Genomic DNA, 18,942 nt, shown 5'->3' with positions numbered 1-18,942 from the left:
TCCTGGGCGGCGTTTGCCCTGGCCGGCGGCGTTCTCGCCGCATCCGCCGCTCATGCGATGACCAGAAGCACCGTCGAAATGACCTGTCCCTATGACGGCGTAACTTTCAGCTTCAGCGCGCAGAACTCCGGCACATCGTTCGACAGACAGCTCGATTGGATGCCGATCGGCGCGATTGAAAGTCCCTGGCCGCTCGGGAGCTGTCCGACCAACGGATTTGTCTTCCTCAAGGCGAAGTACGAGGACGATGAGCTCGAAAAGCTACGGCCCTTGATCCTGTCGCCGGAATATCAGGACCTCAAGAGCGAGACGCCTTACTACCGTGCAGCCTGGATTATGGAGCACACCGGCGCAGCGCATCCGCAAGTGTCCAGCCTGCTGCTGCAGGCGACGTGGGAGGCGGGACAGGCCGAGCTTGTTGAACGGGCGCGAGCGAACCCACCGGGCGAGCCCGCGAAGGGCGCCGCGGATTTCGCTCGCCGCATCATGGCGGAAGGCACGACCGGCGAACGCTATCGTCGCTATGCGAATGAATTGCTGGCGCGGCTGGCGGTGGATGCTGCCGACACGACCAGGAGCGCGGAAGCGCGCACCGTCGATCGGCTTCTGATGGGCGAGATGCTGCGGCGCCTTGGCCGATTTGACGAGGCCGACAATCACCTCGCTGCCTTGAGCAATGATCTTGCACCCGATAGCAAACAGGCAACCCTGGTCGCGTTTCAACGACGGTTGATCGCAGCCAGGGATGTCGGGGTCCATGTCATGTCGGAAGCGTTTGGCAAGAACCGGTGACGGGTTCACTTCCGTCCCACGAGCTCCTATGGCGACCAGGTTTGGGCGGCAGCGCAGTATGTCGCGATGGGCCAACAGCGGTCATCTCGGGTTAATCAGATTGGGTTGACAAGGGGTGACGCATCGGCGCGAGCTATTCGGTCGCCGGAATTCCGAGGCGTGAGAACTGGTCGACAATGTCGGCCTGGATCGCCTTCGCCGCAGCGATGTCGGAGGCTCCGCCTGTGCGATCGCCGTTCTTGAGCTTGGCGACGCCGCGCCCGTAGAGCGAGCTCGCCGTCAACCGATGGTGCTTCAGAGCGGAGTCGTAATCGACGATGGCGCTGTCGAATTGACCGCGCTTGAGGTGAGCAAAGCCGCGACTGTCGAAAGTATCGGCATCGTCCGACCGCAGCCGCAGCGACTCGTTGCAATCGGCAAGTGCCCGTTGCGCTTGGCCGGTGATGGCGAGCGCGTAACAGCGCTGGTTGAAGGCCTGGGCGTTCCCGGGGTCGAGCCTGATCGCCTCGTTGAAGTCGGCGAGGGCGCGGTCGAGGTCGCCAGCGGCGCCATACGCGGCGCCACGGTTGCTGTAGATGATGGCGTCCTTGGGGGCGAGCTTTGCAGCCTCGCTGAAGTCAGCAATGGCGAGGCCAAGGTCGCCCTTGAGGCGTTGTCCGAGGCCGTTGTTCTTGTAGGAAAAGACGGCCTTGGGGACAGGCCACCGGCTGTCGGCGATGATGGTCCAATAGACGATGGTGGCAAGGTCGAGATCGCCCCTGGCGGCACGCGCCGCGCCACGGTTGTTATAGGCGATGGCGTCCTTGGGATCGAGCCGGATCACCTCGTCGAAGTCAGCGATGGCGCGGTCGAAGTCGCCATTGGCGTAGTACACCATGCCGCGGTTGCCATAAGCGATGGTATTCTTGGGGTCGAGCCTGATCGCCTCGCTGTAGTCAGCAATGGGCTCGCTGCAGGCGGGGGCGACCAGGGCCAACCCCATCAACGCGGCGCCGGCAACGGCGAGCAAAGCTTTTCGCATGTTGTTCCGCTCGGCTTTCACCGGATCGATTCCATCGCATCTTGGATGCTTTGTGACCGGGTTGCCCTAAAAGGTTCGAGCGCACATGACCTTTTGATGTGAGGCCGGCCTGCAAAGGGCCAGATTTGCCCGACGTTTCAAGTTGCCGTGGCGAACAGCGGCAGCCGCCGGCTACAGTGCATGGGGTTGTTTTCGATATTTTGGCAGAGCGCCCAGGGAGCGGCGGGGATGGCCGGGCATAGGCGAGCGGAAGGCACGCCGTCCTTCGGACGGCTATGCCCGGCCATGACGACGTGATCGCCCTTCCGCAGTGGGGGCGAAGATCAGCCCCGTCCGACGAACGGCATCTTGGTGGCCATGACCGTCATGGTCAGCACGTTGGCGTCGAGCGGCAGGCTCGCCATGTAGGCGACGGCATCGCCGACCGCCTTCGCATCCATGCGCGGCTCGTGCTTGGTGGTGCCGTCGGGCTGCAGCACGCCGGGGCCGTTGACCATGCGATCGGTCATCGGCGTTGCGGCGTTGCCGATGTCGACCTGGCCGACCGCGATGTCGTACATGCGGCCGTCGAGGTTGCTCGACTTGGTGAGGCCGGTGATGGCGTGCTTGGTCGAGGTGTAGGCTGCCGAAAACGGTCGCGGCGCGTGCGCCGAGATCGAGCCGTTGTTGATGATGCGGCCGCCGCGCGGGGTCTGGTCCTTCATGATGCGGAAGGCGTGCTGGGTGCACAGGAACGGGCCAGTGAGGTTGGTGTTGACCACCGCCTGCCACTGCTCGAGCGAGAGATCCTCGAAGTTCACCGCGGGCGCGCCCATGCCGGCATTGTTGAAGAGCACGTCGAGCCGGCCATAGGTGTCCTTCACCTTCTGGAACAGCGCCGCGATCGATGCGGGGCTCGTCATGTCGGCGGAGACGCACAGGCTCTTGCCGATGTTGTCGCCGAGCTTCTTGGTTTCCTCCAGCATTTCCATGCGGCGTCCGACCAGGACGACGGTGTAGCCCGCGTTCATCAGCGCGAGCGAGGCTGCGCGTCCGACGCCGGTGCCGGCACCGGTGACGAGCGCGATCTTCTGGGTTGCTTCGGCCATTTGGTTTCCTCTGCTTATTTGGCTTTTGCTTCGGTTTCGTTCTTGTAGGGTGGACGTGGAATGTTCTGATGCGCCGCGCGCAGCGCCGCCGACCAGCGCGAGCGCAGATCGTGGAAATAGGGCTCGCCGGCCTCGATGCGGTGGTTGAGGTCGGCCTCGCAGGCATCGGTGCGCACCAGCAGCACGTCGATCGGCAGGCCGACGCCGAGATTGGAGCGCATCGTCGAATCCATCGAGATCAGCCCGGTCTTCAGCGCCTCATAGAGCTCAACGTCGTAATGCATGGCGCGGTCGAGCACCGGCTTGCCGTATTTGTGCTCGCCGATCTGCAAATACGGCGTGTCGGTGGTGCATTCGATGAAGTTGCCGGCCGTGTAGACCATGAACAGGCGCATCTTGGAGCCCTTGATCTGGCCGCCGAACAGGAACGAGACGTCAAATGAGACGTCTTCCGACTTCAGGGCTTCACCTTCGGTGGCATGCACCGCGCGGATGGCGCGGCCGATGCGCTGCGCGGCCTGGAACATGGTCGGCGCGTTCATCAGGGTCTCGAGCTCGCCGGTGTCGGGGTTTTCCATGCCTTCGGTCAAGGTCGACAGCACCGACTGGCTGATCGCCAGATTGCCGGCGCTGGCGACCGCCATGATGCGCTCGCCGGGATTGGAGAAGATGTGCAGCTTGCGGAAGGTCGAGACGTTGTCGAGGCCGGCATTGGTGCGGGTGTCGGCGATCATGACGAGGCCGTCGCGCACCAGGATTCCGCAGCAATAGGTCATTTCCAGTCCCCGAACGTCCGAAGGTCTCGGCGCCCGACTGATAGCCAATTTCGTCGGGGCATCCAACCCCAATTCCCGTGGCGAGATAGGCCGCGGATGAGGTAAAAGGCGATGGGAAGAGGCGGGCAAACGTATGAGGAAAGTTATCGTCGTGAGCGGCGCGATCGCGGCCGCCCTTGTCATGACCTCAACAGCCGCATCGGCCGGGCCCTGGGAGGACGGCATGGTCGCCTATAACCGCGGCGATTACATCCCGGCCATGCGCCTGTTCCGGCCGCTGGCGGAGGCCGGCAATCCCAAGGCGCAGTCCCAGATGGGGACGATGTACCGCAAGGGCGAGGGCGTCGGCAAAAGCGCGGCCCGGGCCTTCATGTGGTTCAGCGCGGCGGCCAGGCGCGGCGACGGCAAGGCGAAGGCCGAGATGCAGGCGGTCGCGAAGACAATGACGCCTGACGAGCTGTCACATGCGCGCCAGATGGTCGACGCCTGTGAAGCGTCCGATTATCGCAATTGTTCGTACTAGCTTCAGAACAGATTGATGATGTTCGCGATCAGGTACAGGATCGCGATCAGGATCAGCACGCCGATGAAGAAGAACGAGACCTCGATGGCGATCGCGCCAATGCCGAGGCCGGCTGAGACCACGGCCAGCAGCCGTTCCTCGCGGAAGATCAGGGCAAGCACCGCAAGGATGATGGCGAGCAGGCCGAGCGAGATCGCGGTGATGGAGAGGCTGTCGCTCAGGGTCCGGCGGACCGGCTTCTCCTGCTGCGGCTCCTGATACTCGACGCCCTTCACGCGGGCGATGATGCGATCCTTGATCTTGTGACCGGTGTCGACGACGACCTTGTCGACCGGCGGCGGCGGATAGATCACCGGCAGCACCCAATGCGGCAGTACGGCGGCGATCAGGGCCAGGAGGCCGATGATGCTGCCGATCGAGCCGAGGCGGCGGGATTGCACTTGCGTGGCGGTCATCGCGAAAGGCTTCTACCAAAGGGTTGTCTCGCCTTAGTGGCCGTAGCCGCCGGCGAGGTTCATCGGCGGTGCGGAACCCTGGTGGTACGCGGCTGCGCCACAGCGTCGCGATCTGCGTGCAGCGCATCCGGCAATGACAAGGCTCTCCCGTGATTGCGATGCATCGCGGCGTGTGCTCGACTGCATGTACGACAAGAAAACAGAAAATTCCGGGAGGCGAGAATAACGCTCAGACTGGCTGCGTCGGTCGCGATGCTTGGCGTGATGCTGTTGGCCGCAGGCCCGGTTGCCGCGCAGAAGAAGGGCGGCACGCTGCGGCTTTATCACAACGACAATCCGCCCTCGACCTCGCTGCTGGAAGAGTCGACCATCGCCTCGGTGATGCCGTTCGCCGCTGTCTTCAACAATCTCGTCGTGTTCGATCCGGCCAAGCCGCACGAGACTATCGACACTGTGATCCCGGATCTCGCCGAGAGCTGGTCGTGGGATTCCACCAACACGAAGCTGACCTTCAAGCTGCGGCAGGGCGTGAAATGGCATGACGGCCAGCCATTCACGGCCAGAGACGTGCAGTGCACCTGGCGGATGGTGATCGGCAAGGCTGAGACCCAGGACTTCAAGCGCAATCCGCGAAAGGTCTGGTACTCGAAGCTGCAGGACGTCAGCATCAACGGTGACCATGAGGCGACGTTCGAGCTGTCGGAGCCGCAGCCGGGCCTGCTGGCGCTGCTCGCCAGCGCCTTCTCGGCGGTCTATCCCTGCCACGTGCCGCAGCAGGTGATGCGGACCAAGCCCATCGGCACCGGCCCGTTCAAATTCGTCGAGTTCAAGCGCGGCGATTCCATCCGCCTGGTGCGCAATCCCGATTACTTCAAGAAGGACCGGCCATATCTCGACGAGATCTCGGTGCGCACCATCGACAGCCGCGCGACGCGGATGCTGGCGTTTGCGACCGGCGACTACGACATCACCTTTCCCTCCGATGTCAGCGTGCCCCTGATGAAGGACGTCAAGGCGCGGGCGCCGAGCGCGATCTGCGAGATGACGTCGACCAATACGCAGATCAATCTGCTGGTCAACCGCGTCAACCCGCCGTTCGACAATGCCGAGATCAGGCGTGCGATGTCGCTGGCACTCGACCGCAAGGCGTTCAATACGATCCTGATGGAAGGCAATGCGCGACTCGGCGGCGCCATGCTGGCGAAGCCCGAGGGCGAGTGGGGCCTGCCCGACGACGTGATGGCGACCTTGCCCGGCTATGGCCCCGATGCCGCGAAGAACCTCGCTGAGGCGCAAGCCATCATGCAGAAGCTCGGCTACAGCGAGAGCAAGACGCTGCCGATCAAGATCCAGACCCGCAATCTGCCGACCTATCGCGATCCCGCCGTGATCCTCGCCGACCAGCTGAAGAAGATCTACATCACAGGCGAGCTCGATATCCTCGACACGCCGCGTTGGTACGCGAAATTGCAGCGCAAGGACTACACCATCGGCCTCAACGTCACCGGCGTCAGCGTCGACGACCCCGACGGCAATCTGGTCGAGAACTACAGCTGCAACTCCGAGCGCAACTACACCCAGTATTGCAATGCCGAGGTCGACAGGCTCATCGCCGCGCAATCGCGCGAGCTCGACAAGGAGAAGCGGCGCAGAATCGTGTTCGACATCGAGCGCCTCCTGGTCGACGATGCCGCGCGCCCGATCATCCTGCACTCGGCCGCCGGCAATTGCTGGCAGCCCTATGTGAAGAATTTTCATCCGCACGAAAGCAGCCAGTACAACAATCTGCGCTTCGAGGACGTGTGGCTGGATAAGTGACAGATGCGTGGCTGCGTAGGGTGGGCAAAGGCGCGCTTGCGCCGTGCCCACCAGCTACGGCGTGCTCGTGATGGTGGGCACGTCGCTGCGCTCCTTTGCCCACCCTACATTTCTTTGGACGTATCGATCAGGAACGCCTCATCGACAGGCACGCCCAACGCGGTGACCAGGCGGTTGGTCTCCGCGGCCATGCCGACGATCGCCAGCATCTCCTGATATTCGGCGTCCGTCATGCCTTTCGCGCGCGCGGCTGCGGTATGCGAATGAATGCAGTAACTGCAGCCATGGGCGATCGAGACCGCCACGTAGAGCATCTCCTTGACCTTCGGATCGAGCGCGCCGGGGGCCATCACCTCCTTGATGCTCTCCCAGGTGCGGCGCAGGGTCTTTGGGTCGTGCGCGAGCGCGCGCCAGAAATTGTTGACGAAGTCCGACTTCCGCACGTTTCGGATGTCTTCGAAGACGGCGCGTGCCTCCGCCGAGAGCTCGTCGTCTGAAAGCAGTTTTACGGTCGCCATGATCAGTCTCGCTAGCTGCGTAGGGTGGGCAAAGGAGCGCAGCGACGTGCCCACCATTCTCGGCGTGCTCGCGATGGTGGGCACGCTTCCGCCTTCGCTCGCCGAGCTACAGCGGACAAGTCGCTTTGCCCACCCTACGGCTTCGGTGCAAGCCGCGAAATAACGATGGCGAGATGTGAGCTTTACGACTGCGTCTGGCTCTGCCACTGACCGGGCCGGCCGGCCTGGTCGACCTTCACTGCGACCGTCAGCGTTTCCGCGCCGCCGCCATAGCGGGTGCCGCGGACGGGGGCGGCGCCGAGATAGTCGAGGCCGATGGCGACGCGGGCATGGGCGTCGGTGGTGCAGATGCCGTTGGCGGCGTCGAAGCCGACCCAGCCGAGATCGGGAACATAGGCTTCCGCCCAGGCGTGGCCGGCCTGCTGGTTGACCATGCCGTCGGAGCGCAGGAAATGGCCCGAGACGAAGCGGGCCGGGACGCCGCCGGCGCGCGCGCAGGCGATGAAGATATGCGCGTAGTCCTGGCAGACGCCGCGCTTCAGTGCGAAGGCTTCCGCCGCCGAGGTGCCGCTGTTGGTCGGGTCTTCGTCGAACGTCATGTGCTCGTTGAGCTGCACCATCAGCGCATGCAGGAAGCCGAGCGTGTCGCCGGTCGCCTCGGAGCGCAGCTCGCGCACGAAACTCGCCATCGCCGGATTGACCTCGGTCAGCGATGTCGCGCGCAGGAACAGGCTCGGCGGGAAGCGCTCGTCGGTGCCGCGCAGCACGCCGCCGGTGTCGTGGGTCTCGACCAGGCCTTCGACATGGATCGTGAGGTCGGCGATCGACCCATAGGTCAAGACATGGGTGACGTTGCCGAAGGCGTCCTCGTGGACGTCGAGCCGGGAGTCGGTCGAGACATCGATTTGCCAGTTCGCGACATACTGCCCGTCATGGCTGCCGGGCGTCATCCGCAGGATCTGGATCACGCCGGACGCCGGCGGCTCGTAGCGATAGGTGGTGGTATGGGCTATCCGCAGGCGCATGGCTGAACCAGGAGGTTAGTGGCGTCGTACCCGGCCTCGTGCCGGGATCCACGCCCTTATTCGAGCGGCATAGCAAGACGTGGAGGACCGGGAAAGTCTCTTTAAAGACGCGCTCCGCGCTTTTGCCCGGCCATGACGGATCAGATCAGGTACTGCTTGGTGATGATTTCGCCCAGGCGCGAGTTGTCTGCAATGAATTCCTGGATGAATTCGTGCACGCCGTGCTGGAAGATGTCGTCCATGTGGCTGTGCTCGAGCCGGTTCCTTATGCCGCGGGCGTGGCGCTGGGAGGCGCCTTGGCGGCCATAGGCGACGCCGATCTGGTCGAGGTTGCGCACCAGATTGCTGTAGCAGCTGGCGAGCGAGCGCGGCAGCGTGTCGTTGAGGATCAGCAAGTCCGCGATCAGCCAAGGTTTCAGCGTCTCGCGATAGACCCAGTGATAGGCTGTCGTTGCCGAGACCGAGCGCAGGATCGAGGTCCACTGATAGTAGTCGAGGGGACCGCCGACATGCTCCTCCTCGGGCAGCAGCACGTGATACTTCACGTCGAGGATGCGCGCGGTGTTGTCGGCGCGCTCGAGATGGACGCCGAGCCGCGAGAACCAGTAGGCGTCGTTGCGCAGCATGGTCCGATAGGCCGAGCCGTCGAAGCGCAGCGAGGTCTCCTGAACGAAGCGCAGGAATTTCGCCAGCTCCTCGCGGTTGCCGGTGCCGCCCTTGCTCCAGACGCCCTGCAGCTCGATCCAGGCCGAGTTGATGGTGTCCCACATCTCCGATGTCAGTGCTGTGCGCACCGAGCGCGAGTTCAGCCGCGCCGCCTCGATGCAGTTCTTGATCGAGGAGGGATTTTCGTCCGAGAACGACAGATACTCGACGACACTGGCCTCGTTGGCTTCCTTGTAGTGCTCGTAGAAAGCCGGCCCGACGCCGGCGGTGAGCAGCGCGGAATCCCATTCATTGGTCTTGCCGATATAGGCGGCGGGCAGAGCCGTGACGCGCAGGGTCGCATCGATGGTGCGGGCGAGATATTCGGCGCGCTCGACGTAGCGGGCCAGCCAGAACAGGTTTTCGGCAGTACGCGACAGCATGCTCGGTTTACTCGCTCAGAATCCAGGTGTCCTTGGTGCCGCCGCCCTGGCTCGAATTGACCACCAGCGAACCTTCCTTCAGCGCCACGCGGGTCAGTCCGCCCGGCACGATCGTGGTGCTCTTGCTGCCGGTCAGCACGAACGGCCGCAAATCGACATGGCGGGGGGCGAGGCCCTTCTCGGTGCAGGTCGGGCAGGTCGACAGCGCCAGCGTCGGCTGGGCGATGAAGCCTTCCGGCTCGCGCTTGAGCTTGTCGCGGAACGCCTCGATGGTCGCTTTCGTCGCGGCCGGGCCGATCAGCATGCCGTAGCCGCCGGAGCCGTGCACTTCCTTGACGACGAGATCGCCGAGATTGTCGAGCACATAGGAGAGATCCTGCGGCTCGCGGCAGCGCCAGGTCTGCACGTTTTTCAGGATCGGCTCCTCGCCGAGATAGAATTTCACGACATCGGGCATGTAGGAGTAGATCGCCTTGTCGTCGGCGATGCCGGTGCCGACCGCATTCGCCAGCGTGATGTTCCCTGCGGCATAGGCCGACATCAGGCCGGGAACGCCGAGCGCGGAGTCCGGGCGGAAGGTGAGGGGATCGAGGAAGTCGTCGTCGACGCGGCGATAGATCACGTCGACGCGCTTCAGTCCCTCGGTGGTGCGCATGAACACCTCATCGTTCTTGACGACGAGGTCGCGGCCCTCGACCAGCTCGATGCCGAGCTTGTCGGCGAGGAAGGAGTGCTCGTAATAAGCGGAGTTGTAGACGCCGGGCGTCATCAACGCGACGGTCGGCTCGGCGGAGGCGGAGAGCGGTGCAACCGAGCGCAAGGCCGACAGCAGTTCGTCCGGATAGCGCTCGACCGGCGCCACGCGGTGCCGTGCGAACAGGTCCGGAAACAGCCGCATCATGATCTCGCGGTTTTCCAGCATGTAGGATACGCCGGACGGCGTGCGGGCGTTGTCCTCCAGCACGATGAAGTTTTCCGGATCGGTGCGGATGATGTCGATGCCGGCGATGTGGACATAGACGTCGTGCGGCACGGCCTGGCCGTTCATCTCGGGCCGGAACACCGGGTTCTGGAAGATCAGGTCTTCCGGGATGATGTTGGCGCGCAGGATGTCGCGGCCGTGATAGATGTCCTTGAGGAACATGTTGAGCGCGAGCACGCGCTGCTTCAGGCCCTTTTCCAGGATGGTCCATTCCTTGGCCGACATGATTCGCGGGATCACGTCGAAGGGGATCAACCGCTCCTGGGCTTCCGAGTCGCCATAAACCGCGAAGGTGATGCCGATCCGGCGGAACAGGAGCTCCGCTTCCTGGCGGCGATATTCGAGCGCATCCGGCGGCACTTCCTTGAGCCAGCGGGAGAGCTCCTGATAGGCCGGGCGGAGATCTGCCTCGCCGAGCCCGTTCATCTCATCGAACGCAACTGCCATAAATCCTGACTGCCCCTCGAGGTCGTTCGATACACTGCATGACTTCAAGGGGTGGTAGCAAGGCCCGGGCCAGCGCGATATGCACTGGCTGAAGGCATTTGCGGGGAACGGGCCGAAGGGCTGCCTGAAAAACCGGCGGGGCCGTGCTTATTTGTGCGGCAAAACCCCGTGACATCAAGGCGTTGTGGCGGCAATGTCGGGGAATGGAAGAAGGAAGTGAACCATGAGCGAGATCGTCACGGCGGGCATATTGGTGATCGGCGACGAGATCCTGTCCGGCCGGACCAAGGACAAGAATATCGGCTTCATCGCCGAGTACCTGACCAACATCGGCATCGACCTGAAGGAAGTCCGCGTCGTCGCCGATGATGAGAGCGACATCGTCGCGGCCCTTGATGCACTGCGGCATCGCTACACCTATGTCTTCACCACCGGCGGCATCGGGCCGACCCATGACGACATCACCGCCGACAGCGTGGCCAAGGCGTTCGGGGTCAAGATCGATCACCATCCCGAAGTGGTGGCACGGTTTCGCGAGCGCTGGAGCGAGCAGGATCTGAACGAGGCGCGGCTGCGCATGGCCCGCGTGCCCGATGGCGCCGAGCTGATCCAGAGCGCGACTATCCTGGCGCCCGGCTTCAAGCTCGACAACGTCATCGTGATGGCCGGCATCCCCTCGATTATGCAGGCGATGATGGACATCGTGGCGCCCCGCCTGAAATCCGGTGTGCGCATGCTGTCGGACTCGGTGCGCGCCAATTCGCGCGAGGGCGACATCGGCGGCCCGCTGCGGGCGATCGCCGAAGCGCATCCCGACACCATCATCGGCAGCTATCCGTTCATGGACGAGGACATGAAGCCGAACACCAATCTGGTGGTGCGTTCGCGCGATCCGGACAAGCTCGCGGCTGCGATGGGGGCCGTGAAGGAAATGCTGGCCAAGCTTCATGCGAAGGCTTAAGGCGGCCAGCCGGATTTTTTGGAGAGAGATATGGCTTCAGATACCACCCTCAGTGCGCAGGAGCGGGCCGGCAGGGCCTTTCCGGTGTCGTGGGACCAGTTTCACCGGGACTGCCGGGCGCTGACCTGGCGGCTCAACGAGGTCGGTCCGTTCCATGCGGTGATCGCGATCACCCGCGGCGGGTTGGTGCCGGCGGCGATCGTGGCGCGCGAGCTCGGCGTGCGCATCATCGATACCGTCTGCATCGCGAGCTACGACCACGACAAGCAGGGCGACCTCAAGGTGCTCAAGGGCATCTCGGCAGACACCGCCAGGCTCGGCGGCGGCACCGGCAAGGGGCTCTTGATCGTCGATGACCTCGTTGACACCGGCAAGACCGGCAAGCTGGTCCGCGAGATGATGCCGGACGCGCATTTCGCCACCGTCTACGCCAAGCCCAAGGGGCGTCCGCTGGTCGACACCTTCATCACCGAGGTCTCGCAGGACACCTGGATCTTCTTCCCCTGGGACACTGCACTGTCGTTCCAGCCGCCGATCCGCGACGGGGCGGCGTAGGGCATTGTCAATGACGGGACGCGCGCGGTTGGCACGGCAGGCACGACGCGGCGTCCTGGTCGCGCTGTGTGCGCTGCTCGGTGTCGCCGAGGCGCGGAGCCAGGACGCGGCCGTCGTCGAGGACATCGTAACCGGCAGCCGCGTGCTGGCCGAGTTCGGCGTGCTCGACGGCTTTGGCCACGTCAGCGCGCGCGATCCCGCCAATCCCAATCATTTCCTGATGGCGCGCTCGCTGGCGCCGGCGCTCGTCACATCAGGCGATATCATGGAGTTCGACCTCGACGGCAATGCCGTCGACGCCAAGGGACGCAGCGTTTTCCTCGAGCGCTTCATCCACAGCGAAATCTACAAGGCGCGACCGGACGTGATGGCCGTGGTGCACACGCATTCGCCGGGCGTGATCCCGTTCACCGTCAGCCAGGTCGCGTTGCGGCCGGTGTTCCACAACGCCGCGTTCCTCGCCGCTGGCACGCCGGTCTGGGATATAAGGAAAGAGTTCGGCGAGACCGACATGCTGGTGCGCAATGCCGAGATCGGCAGGACGCTGGCAGCTGCGCTCGGCGACAAGGCGGTGGTGTTGATGCGCGGCCATGGCGATGCCGCGGTCGGACCGTCGGTGAAGGTCGCGGTGTTTCGCGCCTATTACACCGACGTCAACGCGCGGCTGCAGTCGCAGGCGATCGCGCTGGGCGGCGAGGTGAACTATCTGACCGCAGCCGAAGGCGCCAAGGCTGATGCAATCAATCTGCAGGTGCTCGACCGGGTCTGGAATCTGTGGAAGATGCGCGTCGCCGCGCAAGGCAAATAATGCCGCTGCAGAACCGCGTCACGCCCGCAGGCGAGATCGTCGCGACGCCGCAGCGCGGCACCTTCACCGGCAATCGCGGCATCATCCACGATCCCGCAACCAGGACGCTGCTGAGCAAGCGCTGGTCGACGCCGGCCTGGATCACCTGCCTCTGCGAATTCCGCGGTTGGCGGCGCAAGGTGATGAGCAAGCGGAGCTGGACCGAGCTGTTTTTCCTCGACGAGGCCACGGCGTTCGCTGCCGGTCACCGGCCATGCTTCTTCTGCCGCCGCGAGGATGCCAAACGATTCCGTGCCGCGTGGGAAGAGGGCAATGGTGTGAGCGGCATCAGCGCCAAGGCGATGGATGCGGTGTTGCATGCGGAAAGGCTCGACCGCGGCAAGAAGCGGCTGCATCCGTTGCCGATGCCGATGCAGGAGTTGCCCGACGGCGCGATGGTGCAGGCGGATGGTGAGAGCTATCTCGTCACCGGCGGCAAGACGTTGCGATGGTCGTTCGATGGATATCGGCGGGCCGAGGTTGATGGTGCAGCGCTGTTGTTGACGCCACCGTCAACGGTCCGCACATTTCAGGCCGGCTATCGGCCTGTGCTGCATCCGACCGCGTCGGCCTAGCGCAGCGGCTCACCGTTCTCGTCGACCGACCTGCGGGAGTCCCGCAGCGTCCATTCCTTGATGATCTGGCGGCAGCGCGCCACGTCCGGCGTCTCCGGCGCTCCGGCCGGATGTGCTGCAATCAGCGTCTTGCAGGCATTGAGCTGATCGCGCTCGCCGGCAAGAGCGGGCGAGGCTGCGATCAGCAGGACAAGTGCTGCCGCCGGCCGAACGCGCATCAGCCAAGCCGTTGCCTGGCCAGCTTGGCGCCGGCGCCCAGCGCCAGCAGCTTGGCCTCGGCAATATCCCGCCGCATCGGCGCCATGCCGCAATTGGTGGTCGCGATGATGTTGCTCTTCGGCACGTGCCTGGCGACCGCCTCGATCACCTGAACGACATCCTCGGGAGTTTCGACCTCGTCGCTGGCGACGTCGATCACGCCGGCCTGCACGATCTTGGCCGGCAGGGCGCCGAGCAGTTCGATCGGCACCTTCGAATTCCGGCATTCGATCGCGACCTGCTGGATCGTGCTCTTGTCGATCACCGGGAAGGTCTCTTCGTATTGCCGCCACTCGCTGCCGAGCGTCTGCTTCCAGTCGGTGTTGGCCTTGATGCCGTAGCCGTAACAGATGTGCACGGCGGTGGCGCAGGTCAGGCCCTCGGCGGCGCGCTCCAGCGCCTTGATGCCCCAGTCGCGCACCTCGTCCATGTAGACGTTGAAGGCGGGCTCGTCGAACTGGATCATGTCGACGCCGTCGGCCTGCAGCGCCTTGGCCTCCTGGTTCAACAGCTCGGCGAAGGCGAACGCCATCTTGACGCGGTCCCCGTAATATTGATCGGAGATGGTGTCGATGATGGTCATCGGGCCGGGCAGGGTGAACTTCAGCCTGTTCCTGGTGTGTGCCCGCGCGGTCAGCGCTTCGCCGGCATGAACACGGCCCTTGAGCTGCAGCGGGGCGACGACCTGCGGTACCATCGCCTTGTAGCGATCTTTCCGGATGCCCATCTCGACCTTGTGGGCGAAATCGATACCCTCGATCTTCTCCAGGAAACCGTGAACGAAATGCTGGCGCGCCTGCTCGCCCTCGGTGACGATGTCGATGCCGGCGTCCTCCTGGATCTTCACCGCGAGCACGGTGGCGTCGCGCTTGGCGCGGGCGAGCTCGTCGCCCTGCGCCTTCCAGGGCGCCCACAGGATGTTCGGCTCGGCCAGCCATTCCGGCTTCGGCAGCGAGCCTGCGATCGTGGTTGGAAACAGCATGGGAGCCTCCCGGACGGATATGATTGAGCGCCTGTCTGCCATGTCTTATGGTCGAGGTACAGAAAACAAAAGTCCTGTGATGCGGGAATAGGGAGCCCTTAAGGAAACTCATGATCGACCTGCACTACGCGCCGACGCCGAACGGCTGGAAGATCTCGATCATGCTGGAGGAACTGGGGCTGCCCTATCGGGTGATCCCGGTCAACATCCGCGCAGGCGAGCAGTTCCGCACCGAATTCCTGGCGATCAGCCCGAACAACCGCATCCCCGCGATCGTCGACCACGCGCCCGCCGACGGCGGCGGACCGTTCTCGGTGTTCGAGACCGGCGCGATCCTGATCTATCTCGCCGACAAGACCGGCCGCTTCCTCCCCGCAGAGCTGCGTGCGCGGTCGAACGTCATCCAATGGGTGATGTGGCAAATGGGTGGACTCGGGCCCATGCTCGGCCAGCATGGCCATTTCGCGCTCTATGCCGCCGAGAAAATTCCCTACGCGATCGAACGCTACCGCGACGAAACCGCGCGGCTCTATGGCGTGCTCGACCGCCAGCTCGGCAAGACCGGCGCCTATATCGCCGGTGATGAGTATTCGATCGCCGACATCGCCTGCTTCCCCTGGACCATGACCCACAAGGCGCAGGGCTTCACGCTCGACGACTATCCGAACGCCAGGCGCTGGTACGCGACCGTGCGCGCCCGGCCGCGGGTGCAGGCGGGGTTGGCGATCGGCAAGTTCGTCAAGGAGCCGTTCGACGAGGAAGCGCGGAAGAACATGTTCGGCGCGAAGGCGAAGGAATTGATTGGGAAGACGTGACACTCTCACCCCTCATGGTGAGGAGGCGCGAAGCGCCGTCTCGAACCACGAGGCCACAGACGGGCCCGCATCCTTCGAGACGCGCTTCGCGCTCCTCAGGATGAGGGATAAAAAACGAAGCAAAAGGAAACGCCATGATCGAATTTTTCTTCGACTGTTCCAGCCCCTGGACCTATCTCGCCTGGCACAACATTCAGCCGCTGGCGAAAGAGCTCGGCGCCGAGATCATCTGGCGGCCGATCCTGGTTGGCGGCATCTTCAACACCGTTAATCCCTCGGTCTACGCCCAGCGCGAGACGCCGGTGCCGCTGAAGGCGCGCTACATGAAGAAGGATCTCGCCGACTGGGCGCGTTCGGCGGGGCTTGCGATCAAGATGCCGCCGACGGTGTTTCCGGTGAACAGCGTCAAGGCGATGCGCGGCTGCATCCTGCTCGGCAACGAGGCGATGGTGCCGTTTGCGCGCGCGGTATTCGCCGCCTATTGGGGCGACGACAAGGACATCTCGCAGGATGCGGTGCTGAGCGAGATTTGCGGCAAGGTCGGGATCGATCCGCAACAATTCCTTGCCGGCATCGGTGACCAGGCGATCAAGGACCAGCTCAAGGCCAACACCGAGGAGGTGGTGGCGCGCGGTGGCTTCGGCTCGCCGACCATCTTCGTCGGCAAGACCGACATGTATTTCGGCAATGACCGCCTGCCGCTGATCCGCGAGGCGTTGCTGCGGCTGAAGGCGAAGGCCGCCTGATGCCGAAAGCCGTTATTTGCCGCGAGCTCGGCCCGCCCGAGCGCCTGCAGCTGGAGAGCTTTGCCTCCGCGCCGCTGAAGCTGGGCGAGGTCCGCGTCGCGATCCGCGCTGCCGGGATCAACTTTCCCGACATCCTGATGGCGGCTGGCGAGTATCAGCTCAAGCCGCCACTGCCGTTCACGCCGGGCTCGGAAGCCGCGGGCGATGTCGTCGAGGTCAACGAGGCCGCAGGCGTCAGCGTCGGCGACAAGGTGATCGTCAAGATGCGCTTCGGCGCCTATTGCGACGAGGCGGTCGCGGTGCCGTCGCAACTCGTGAAGATTCCCTCGACCTTCGACTACGCGGAAGGCGCGACGTTCCTCGCCGCGCACGGCACCGCCTATCACGCGCTGATCGACCGCGGGCAGCTCAAGCCGGGTGAGGTGCTGCTGGTGCACGGCGCCGGCGGCGGCGTGGGGCTGGCGGCTGTCGAGATCGGCAAGCTGCTCGGCGCCACCGTCATCGCCACCGCCTCCAGCGACGAGAAGCTCGCGATCGCGAAAGGCCGCGGCGCCGACCATCTCGTGCGTTACGACCGCGAGCCGTTTCGTGATGCCGTGAAGCGCCTGACCGACGGCCGGGGCGCGGACGTCGTGTTCGATCCCGTCGGCGGTGAGGTGTTTGAAAGCTCGATGCGCTGCATCAACTGGGGCGCGCGCATTCTCGTGATCGGTTTCACCGGCGGTGTTGGCTTGGCAAAAACCAATCTGCTGATGATCAAAGGCGCCAGCGTGCTCGGCGTCCGCGCCGGCGAGGCGGTGCGGAAGGATCCTGATCTCGGCGAGGTCAGGATCAAGGCGCTGAGCGAATGGGCCGAGGCCGGCAAGGTGCGGCCGAACATCTCGTACCGCTTGCCACTGGAAGATTATGCGAAGGCGATGCGGCTGCTGGTCGAACGCAAGGCGATCGGCCGCGTGGCGTTGATGATGCGGTAGTCCTGTCGTTGCGAAGAGCGTAGGGTGGGCAAAGGAGCGTAAGCGACGTGCCCACCATCACGAGCACGCCGAGAATGGTGGGCACGCTTCGCTTTGCCCATCCTACGAATTTGCGTGAAACCTCCCATCCCGCAGGAACGCCATCGTCTGCGCGATCGCTTCGCCATTCCTCACCAGCCAGGGATGCGACGTCCGGATCACGATGTGGTCGGCCATGCCGTCGAGCCTGGTGTTGGTAACAGACACACGCCCATCATGCGGCCGCGGCAGGCCGATCGAACTGATTGGGTAGATCGAGCGATTGCCGGCGATGATGCCGATCGGATAATCGATCGCAGGCAACAGCGCCACCATCGCCGCATCGCGCTTTGTACCAAGCTGCTGGCCGGCAGGGCCGAAGAAGGCACGATAGGCTTTGAGGTCCTTCAGGCGGTCGGCGATCTCGCTGCCGCCGTTCGGCGTGCCCAGCATCACGACGCGGCCGAGGCGTGGCGGCCGGTGCTTGGCGAGATAGGCGCGGGCGAGCAGGCCGCCCATGGAATGGCAGACGAAATGCACCACGCCGGTGACGCCGCCGGCGAACAGCTCGATCGCCGGATGGATGTCCTCCGTCAGCGCCTCGAGCGGCTTGCGCCGGCTGGCATAGTCGAGATTGAGCGTTGCATAGCCGGCGCGTTGCAGCGCCAGCTCCATCTTGCGGAACGAGCGCGCCGTCCGGCTGATGCCGTGCAGCAGCACCACGCCATCGCGCGCGTCGCTCACTTATAGTCGCGCTCCTGCCACCACGGGAAATAGTCGGGCATGTCCGAGGAGACCTTGTTCTTGAACTGCGCCGGGCGCTTCTCCAGGAACGACACCACGCCTTCCTTGACGTCGTCGGAGCGGCCGCGGGCGTAGATGCCGCGGCTGTCGACCTTGTGGGCTTCCATTGGATCGTCGGCCCCCATCATGCGCCACATCATCTGGCGGATCAGCGCGACCGACACCGGCGCAGTCTTGGCGGCGATCTCCTTGGCGAGCGTACGTGCGGTCGGCAGCAGATCATCCGGCGGCACCACCTTGCTCACGAGGCGGCCGGCGAGTGCCTCCTGCGCCGGGAACACGCGGCCGGTGTAGCACCATTCCAGCGCCTGCGAGATGCCGACGATGCGCGGCAGGAACCAGCTCGATGCTGCCTCCGGCACGATGCCGCGCTGGGAGAACACGAAGCCGAAGCGTGCGGCGTCCGACGCAATGCGGATATCCATCGCAAGCTGCATCGTGACGCCTATGCCGACGGCCGGGCCGTTCACCGCGGCGATCACGGGCTTGAGGCAGTTGAAGATGCGCAGCGTCACCTGGCCGCCGCCGTCGCGCACCTGCGGATCGCTGTAATCGACCTTGCCGTCGGCGAGTCGCTTCACCGGCCCACGGCGCGCGTCGCGATCGAACGTATTGGCACCGGAGGAGAGATCGGCGCCGGCGCAGAAGCCACGGCCTGCGCCGGTGACGATGATCGCGCGGATGTCGTCATCCTTGTCGGCCGCGTCGAACGCGTCGATCAGCTCCTGCTGCATCTGGCCGTTGAAGGCGTTGAGCTTGTCGGGGCGGTTCAGCGTGATGGTGAGGATCTGCTCGGCGACCTCGTACTTGATCGTCTCATATGCCATGGACGGTTTCCTCTCCGCGTTATTGTTGGTGTCGAATTCAAAGGCAT

22 protein-coding genes are annotated in these 18,942 nt (G+C 64.3%); 10 read left to right on the top strand and 12 right to left on the bottom strand.

What is annotated here, in order from left to right; translation table 11 throughout:
* Nucleotides 1-57: 57 nt before the first annotated feature.
* Nucleotides 58-792 carry a hypothetical protein gene (locus tag JQ604_RS17645; RefSeq protein WP_212358851.1) on the top strand — a complete coding sequence of 245 codons (735 nt, stop codon included), beginning with the start codon at nucleotides 58-60 and terminating at the stop codon, nucleotides 790-792.
* Nucleotides 793-925: 133 nt separating this feature from the next.
* Here JQ604_RS17645 and JQ604_RS17640 read toward each other — a convergent pair whose 3' ends face one another.
* The 3 genes from JQ604_RS17640 to JQ604_RS17630 all read right to left on the bottom strand — a co-directional run bounded on the left by JQ604_RS17640 (nucleotide 926) and on the right by JQ604_RS17630 (nucleotide 3,677).
* A complete protein-coding gene (locus tag JQ604_RS17640) occupies nucleotides 926-1,813 on the bottom strand; it encodes a tetratricopeptide repeat protein (protein ID WP_212358849.1) in 888 nt (295 codons plus the stop codon).
* A gap of 323 nt (nucleotides 1,814-2,136) precedes the next feature.
* Nucleotides 2,137-2,901: an SDR family oxidoreductase gene (locus JQ604_RS17635; RefSeq protein ID WP_212358847.1), complete on the bottom strand. Its 765-nt coding sequence runs from the start codon at nucleotides 2,899-2,901 to the stop codon at nucleotides 2,137-2,139.
* Between the two features lie 14 nt (nucleotides 2,902-2,915).
* On the bottom strand, nucleotides 2,916-3,677 hold the full coding sequence (locus JQ604_RS17630) for a peptidase (protein WP_212358845.1): 762 nt from the start codon (nucleotides 3,675-3,677) through the stop codon (nucleotides 2,916-2,918).
* Nucleotides 3,678-3,810: 133 nt separating this feature from the next.
* Between JQ604_RS17630 and JQ604_RS17625 the strand changes: the two genes are divergently transcribed.
* The gene (locus JQ604_RS17625) at nucleotides 3,811-4,200 is read left to right on the top strand and encodes a tetratricopeptide repeat protein (protein WP_212358843.1); all 390 of its coding nucleotides are present in this window, start codon (nucleotides 3,811-3,813) and stop codon (nucleotides 4,198-4,200) included.
* A 2-nt stretch (nucleotides 4,201-4,202) separates the two neighbouring features.
* Here JQ604_RS17625 and JQ604_RS17620 read toward each other — a convergent pair whose 3' ends face one another.
* Nucleotides 4,203-4,655 carry a hypothetical protein gene (locus JQ604_RS17620; protein WP_212358841.1) on the bottom strand — a complete coding sequence of 151 codons (453 nt, stop codon included), beginning with the start codon at nucleotides 4,653-4,655 and terminating at the stop codon, nucleotides 4,203-4,205.
* A 264-nt stretch (nucleotides 4,656-4,919) separates the two neighbouring features.
* On the opposite strand from JQ604_RS17620, the gene JQ604_RS17615 reads away from it, so the two are divergent.
* Nucleotides 4,920-6,473, top strand: coding sequence for an ABC transporter substrate-binding protein (locus JQ604_RS17615; RefSeq protein WP_249158333.1), 1,554 nt, complete (start codon nucleotides 4,920-4,922; stop codon nucleotides 6,471-6,473).
* A gap of 104 nt (nucleotides 6,474-6,577) precedes the next feature.
* On the opposite strand, the gene JQ604_RS17610 is transcribed toward JQ604_RS17615, so the two are convergent.
* The 4 genes from JQ604_RS17610 to JQ604_RS17595 form a co-directional block, all read right to left on the bottom strand.
* The gene (locus JQ604_RS17610) at nucleotides 6,578-6,991 is read right to left on the bottom strand and encodes a carboxymuconolactone decarboxylase family protein (protein WP_212359249.1); all 414 of its coding nucleotides are present in this window, start codon (nucleotides 6,989-6,991) and stop codon (nucleotides 6,578-6,580) included.
* 182 nt (nucleotides 6,992-7,173) lie between these two features.
* Nucleotides 7,174-8,016 carry a transglutaminase family protein gene (locus tag JQ604_RS17605; protein WP_212358839.1) on the bottom strand — a complete coding sequence of 281 codons (843 nt, stop codon included), beginning with the start codon at nucleotides 8,014-8,016 and terminating at the stop codon, nucleotides 7,174-7,176.
* A gap of 140 nt (nucleotides 8,017-8,156) precedes the next feature.
* A complete protein-coding gene (locus JQ604_RS17600) occupies nucleotides 8,157-9,104 on the bottom strand; it encodes an alpha-E domain-containing protein (RefSeq protein WP_212358837.1) in 948 nt (315 codons plus the stop codon).
* A 7-nt stretch (nucleotides 9,105-9,111) separates the two neighbouring features.
* Nucleotides 9,112-10,533 (bottom strand): circularly permuted type 2 ATP-grasp protein, encoded by a 1,422-nt coding sequence (locus JQ604_RS17595; protein ID WP_212358836.1) that lies wholly within the window; start codon nucleotides 10,531-10,533, stop codon nucleotides 9,112-9,114.
* 223 nt (nucleotides 10,534-10,756) lie between these two features.
* On the opposite strand from JQ604_RS17595, the gene JQ604_RS17590 reads away from it, so the two are divergent.
* Genes JQ604_RS17590 through JQ604_RS17575 form a run of 4 tightly spaced genes read left to right on the top strand, consistent with a single transcriptional unit; the run spans nucleotide 10,757 to nucleotide 13,471 of the window.
* The gene (locus JQ604_RS17590) at nucleotides 10,757-11,494 is read left to right on the top strand and encodes a competence/damage-inducible protein A (protein WP_212358834.1); all 738 of its coding nucleotides are present in this window, start codon (nucleotides 10,757-10,759) and stop codon (nucleotides 11,492-11,494) included.
* A 30-nt stretch (nucleotides 11,495-11,524) separates the two neighbouring features.
* Nucleotides 11,525-12,049: a xanthine phosphoribosyltransferase gene (gene gpt / locus JQ604_RS17585; RefSeq protein ID WP_212358832.1), complete on the top strand. Its 525-nt coding sequence runs from the start codon at nucleotides 11,525-11,527 to the stop codon at nucleotides 12,047-12,049.
* A 10-nt stretch (nucleotides 12,050-12,059) separates the two neighbouring features.
* The gene (locus tag JQ604_RS17580) at nucleotides 12,060-12,857 is read left to right on the top strand and encodes a class II aldolase/adducin family protein (RefSeq protein ID WP_212358830.1); all 798 of its coding nucleotides are present in this window, start codon (nucleotides 12,060-12,062) and stop codon (nucleotides 12,855-12,857) included.
* Nucleotides 12,857-13,471 carry a hypothetical protein gene (locus JQ604_RS17575; protein WP_212358829.1) on the top strand — a complete coding sequence of 205 codons (615 nt, stop codon included), beginning with the start codon at nucleotides 12,857-12,859 and terminating at the stop codon, nucleotides 13,469-13,471. Before JQ604_RS17580 ends, JQ604_RS17575 begins: the two co-directional genes overlap by 1 nt.
* On the opposite strand, the gene JQ604_RS17570 is transcribed toward JQ604_RS17575, so the two are convergent.
* Both JQ604_RS17570 and JQ604_RS17565 read right to left on the bottom strand, forming a co-directional pair.
* Nucleotides 13,468-13,689, bottom strand: coding sequence for a hypothetical protein (locus JQ604_RS17570; RefSeq protein WP_212358827.1), 222 nt, complete (start codon nucleotides 13,687-13,689; stop codon nucleotides 13,468-13,470). The two genes, JQ604_RS17575 and JQ604_RS17570, sit on opposite strands and share 4 nt — an antisense overlap.
* Nucleotides 13,689-14,711 (bottom strand): methionine synthase, encoded by a 1,023-nt coding sequence (locus JQ604_RS17565; RefSeq protein WP_212358825.1) that lies wholly within the window; start codon nucleotides 14,709-14,711, stop codon nucleotides 13,689-13,691. Before JQ604_RS17565 ends, JQ604_RS17570 begins: the two co-directional genes overlap by 1 nt.
* 110 nt (nucleotides 14,712-14,821) lie before the next feature.
* Between JQ604_RS17565 and JQ604_RS17560 the strand changes: the two genes are divergently transcribed.
* From JQ604_RS17560 to JQ604_RS17550, 3 genes are all read left to right on the top strand, one after another.
* Nucleotides 14,822-15,526 carry a glutathione binding-like protein gene (locus tag JQ604_RS17560; RefSeq protein WP_212358816.1) on the top strand — a complete coding sequence of 235 codons (705 nt, stop codon included), beginning with the start codon at nucleotides 14,822-14,824 and terminating at the stop codon, nucleotides 15,524-15,526.
* Nucleotides 15,527-15,660: 134 nt separating this feature from the next.
* Nucleotides 15,661-16,272 carry a 2-hydroxychromene-2-carboxylate isomerase gene (locus JQ604_RS17555; protein WP_212358814.1) on the top strand — a complete coding sequence of 204 codons (612 nt, stop codon included), beginning with the start codon at nucleotides 15,661-15,663 and terminating at the stop codon, nucleotides 16,270-16,272.
* Nucleotides 16,272-17,246, top strand: coding sequence for an NADPH:quinone oxidoreductase family protein (locus tag JQ604_RS17550; RefSeq protein WP_212358812.1), 975 nt, complete (start codon nucleotides 16,272-16,274; stop codon nucleotides 17,244-17,246). Before JQ604_RS17555 ends, JQ604_RS17550 begins: the two co-directional genes overlap by 1 nt.
* 102 nt (nucleotides 17,247-17,348) lie before the next feature.
* On the opposite strand, the gene JQ604_RS17545 is transcribed toward JQ604_RS17550, so the two are convergent.
* Together JQ604_RS17545 and JQ604_RS17540 are read right to left on the bottom strand one after the other, a co-directional pair.
* Nucleotides 17,349-18,008 carry an alpha/beta fold hydrolase gene (locus JQ604_RS17545; RefSeq protein ID WP_212358811.1) on the bottom strand — a complete coding sequence of 220 codons (660 nt, stop codon included), beginning with the start codon at nucleotides 18,006-18,008 and terminating at the stop codon, nucleotides 17,349-17,351.
* Nucleotides 18,005-18,895 (bottom strand): crotonase/enoyl-CoA hydratase family protein, encoded by an 891-nt coding sequence (locus JQ604_RS17540; RefSeq protein ID WP_212358809.1) that lies wholly within the window; start codon nucleotides 18,893-18,895, stop codon nucleotides 18,005-18,007. The genes JQ604_RS17545 and JQ604_RS17540 overlap by 4 nt, the downstream gene beginning before the upstream one ends.
* Nucleotides 18,896-18,942 lie beyond the last annotated feature (47 nt).

This window comes from Bradyrhizobium jicamae (genome assembly GCF_018130695.1).
GTDB classification, from domain to species: domain Bacteria; phylum Pseudomonadota; class Alphaproteobacteria; order Rhizobiales; family Xanthobacteraceae; genus Bradyrhizobium; species Bradyrhizobium jicamae_B.
Note: the sequence above shows the minus strand (reverse complement) of the source record. Positions and strands in the feature narration are given on the sequence as shown.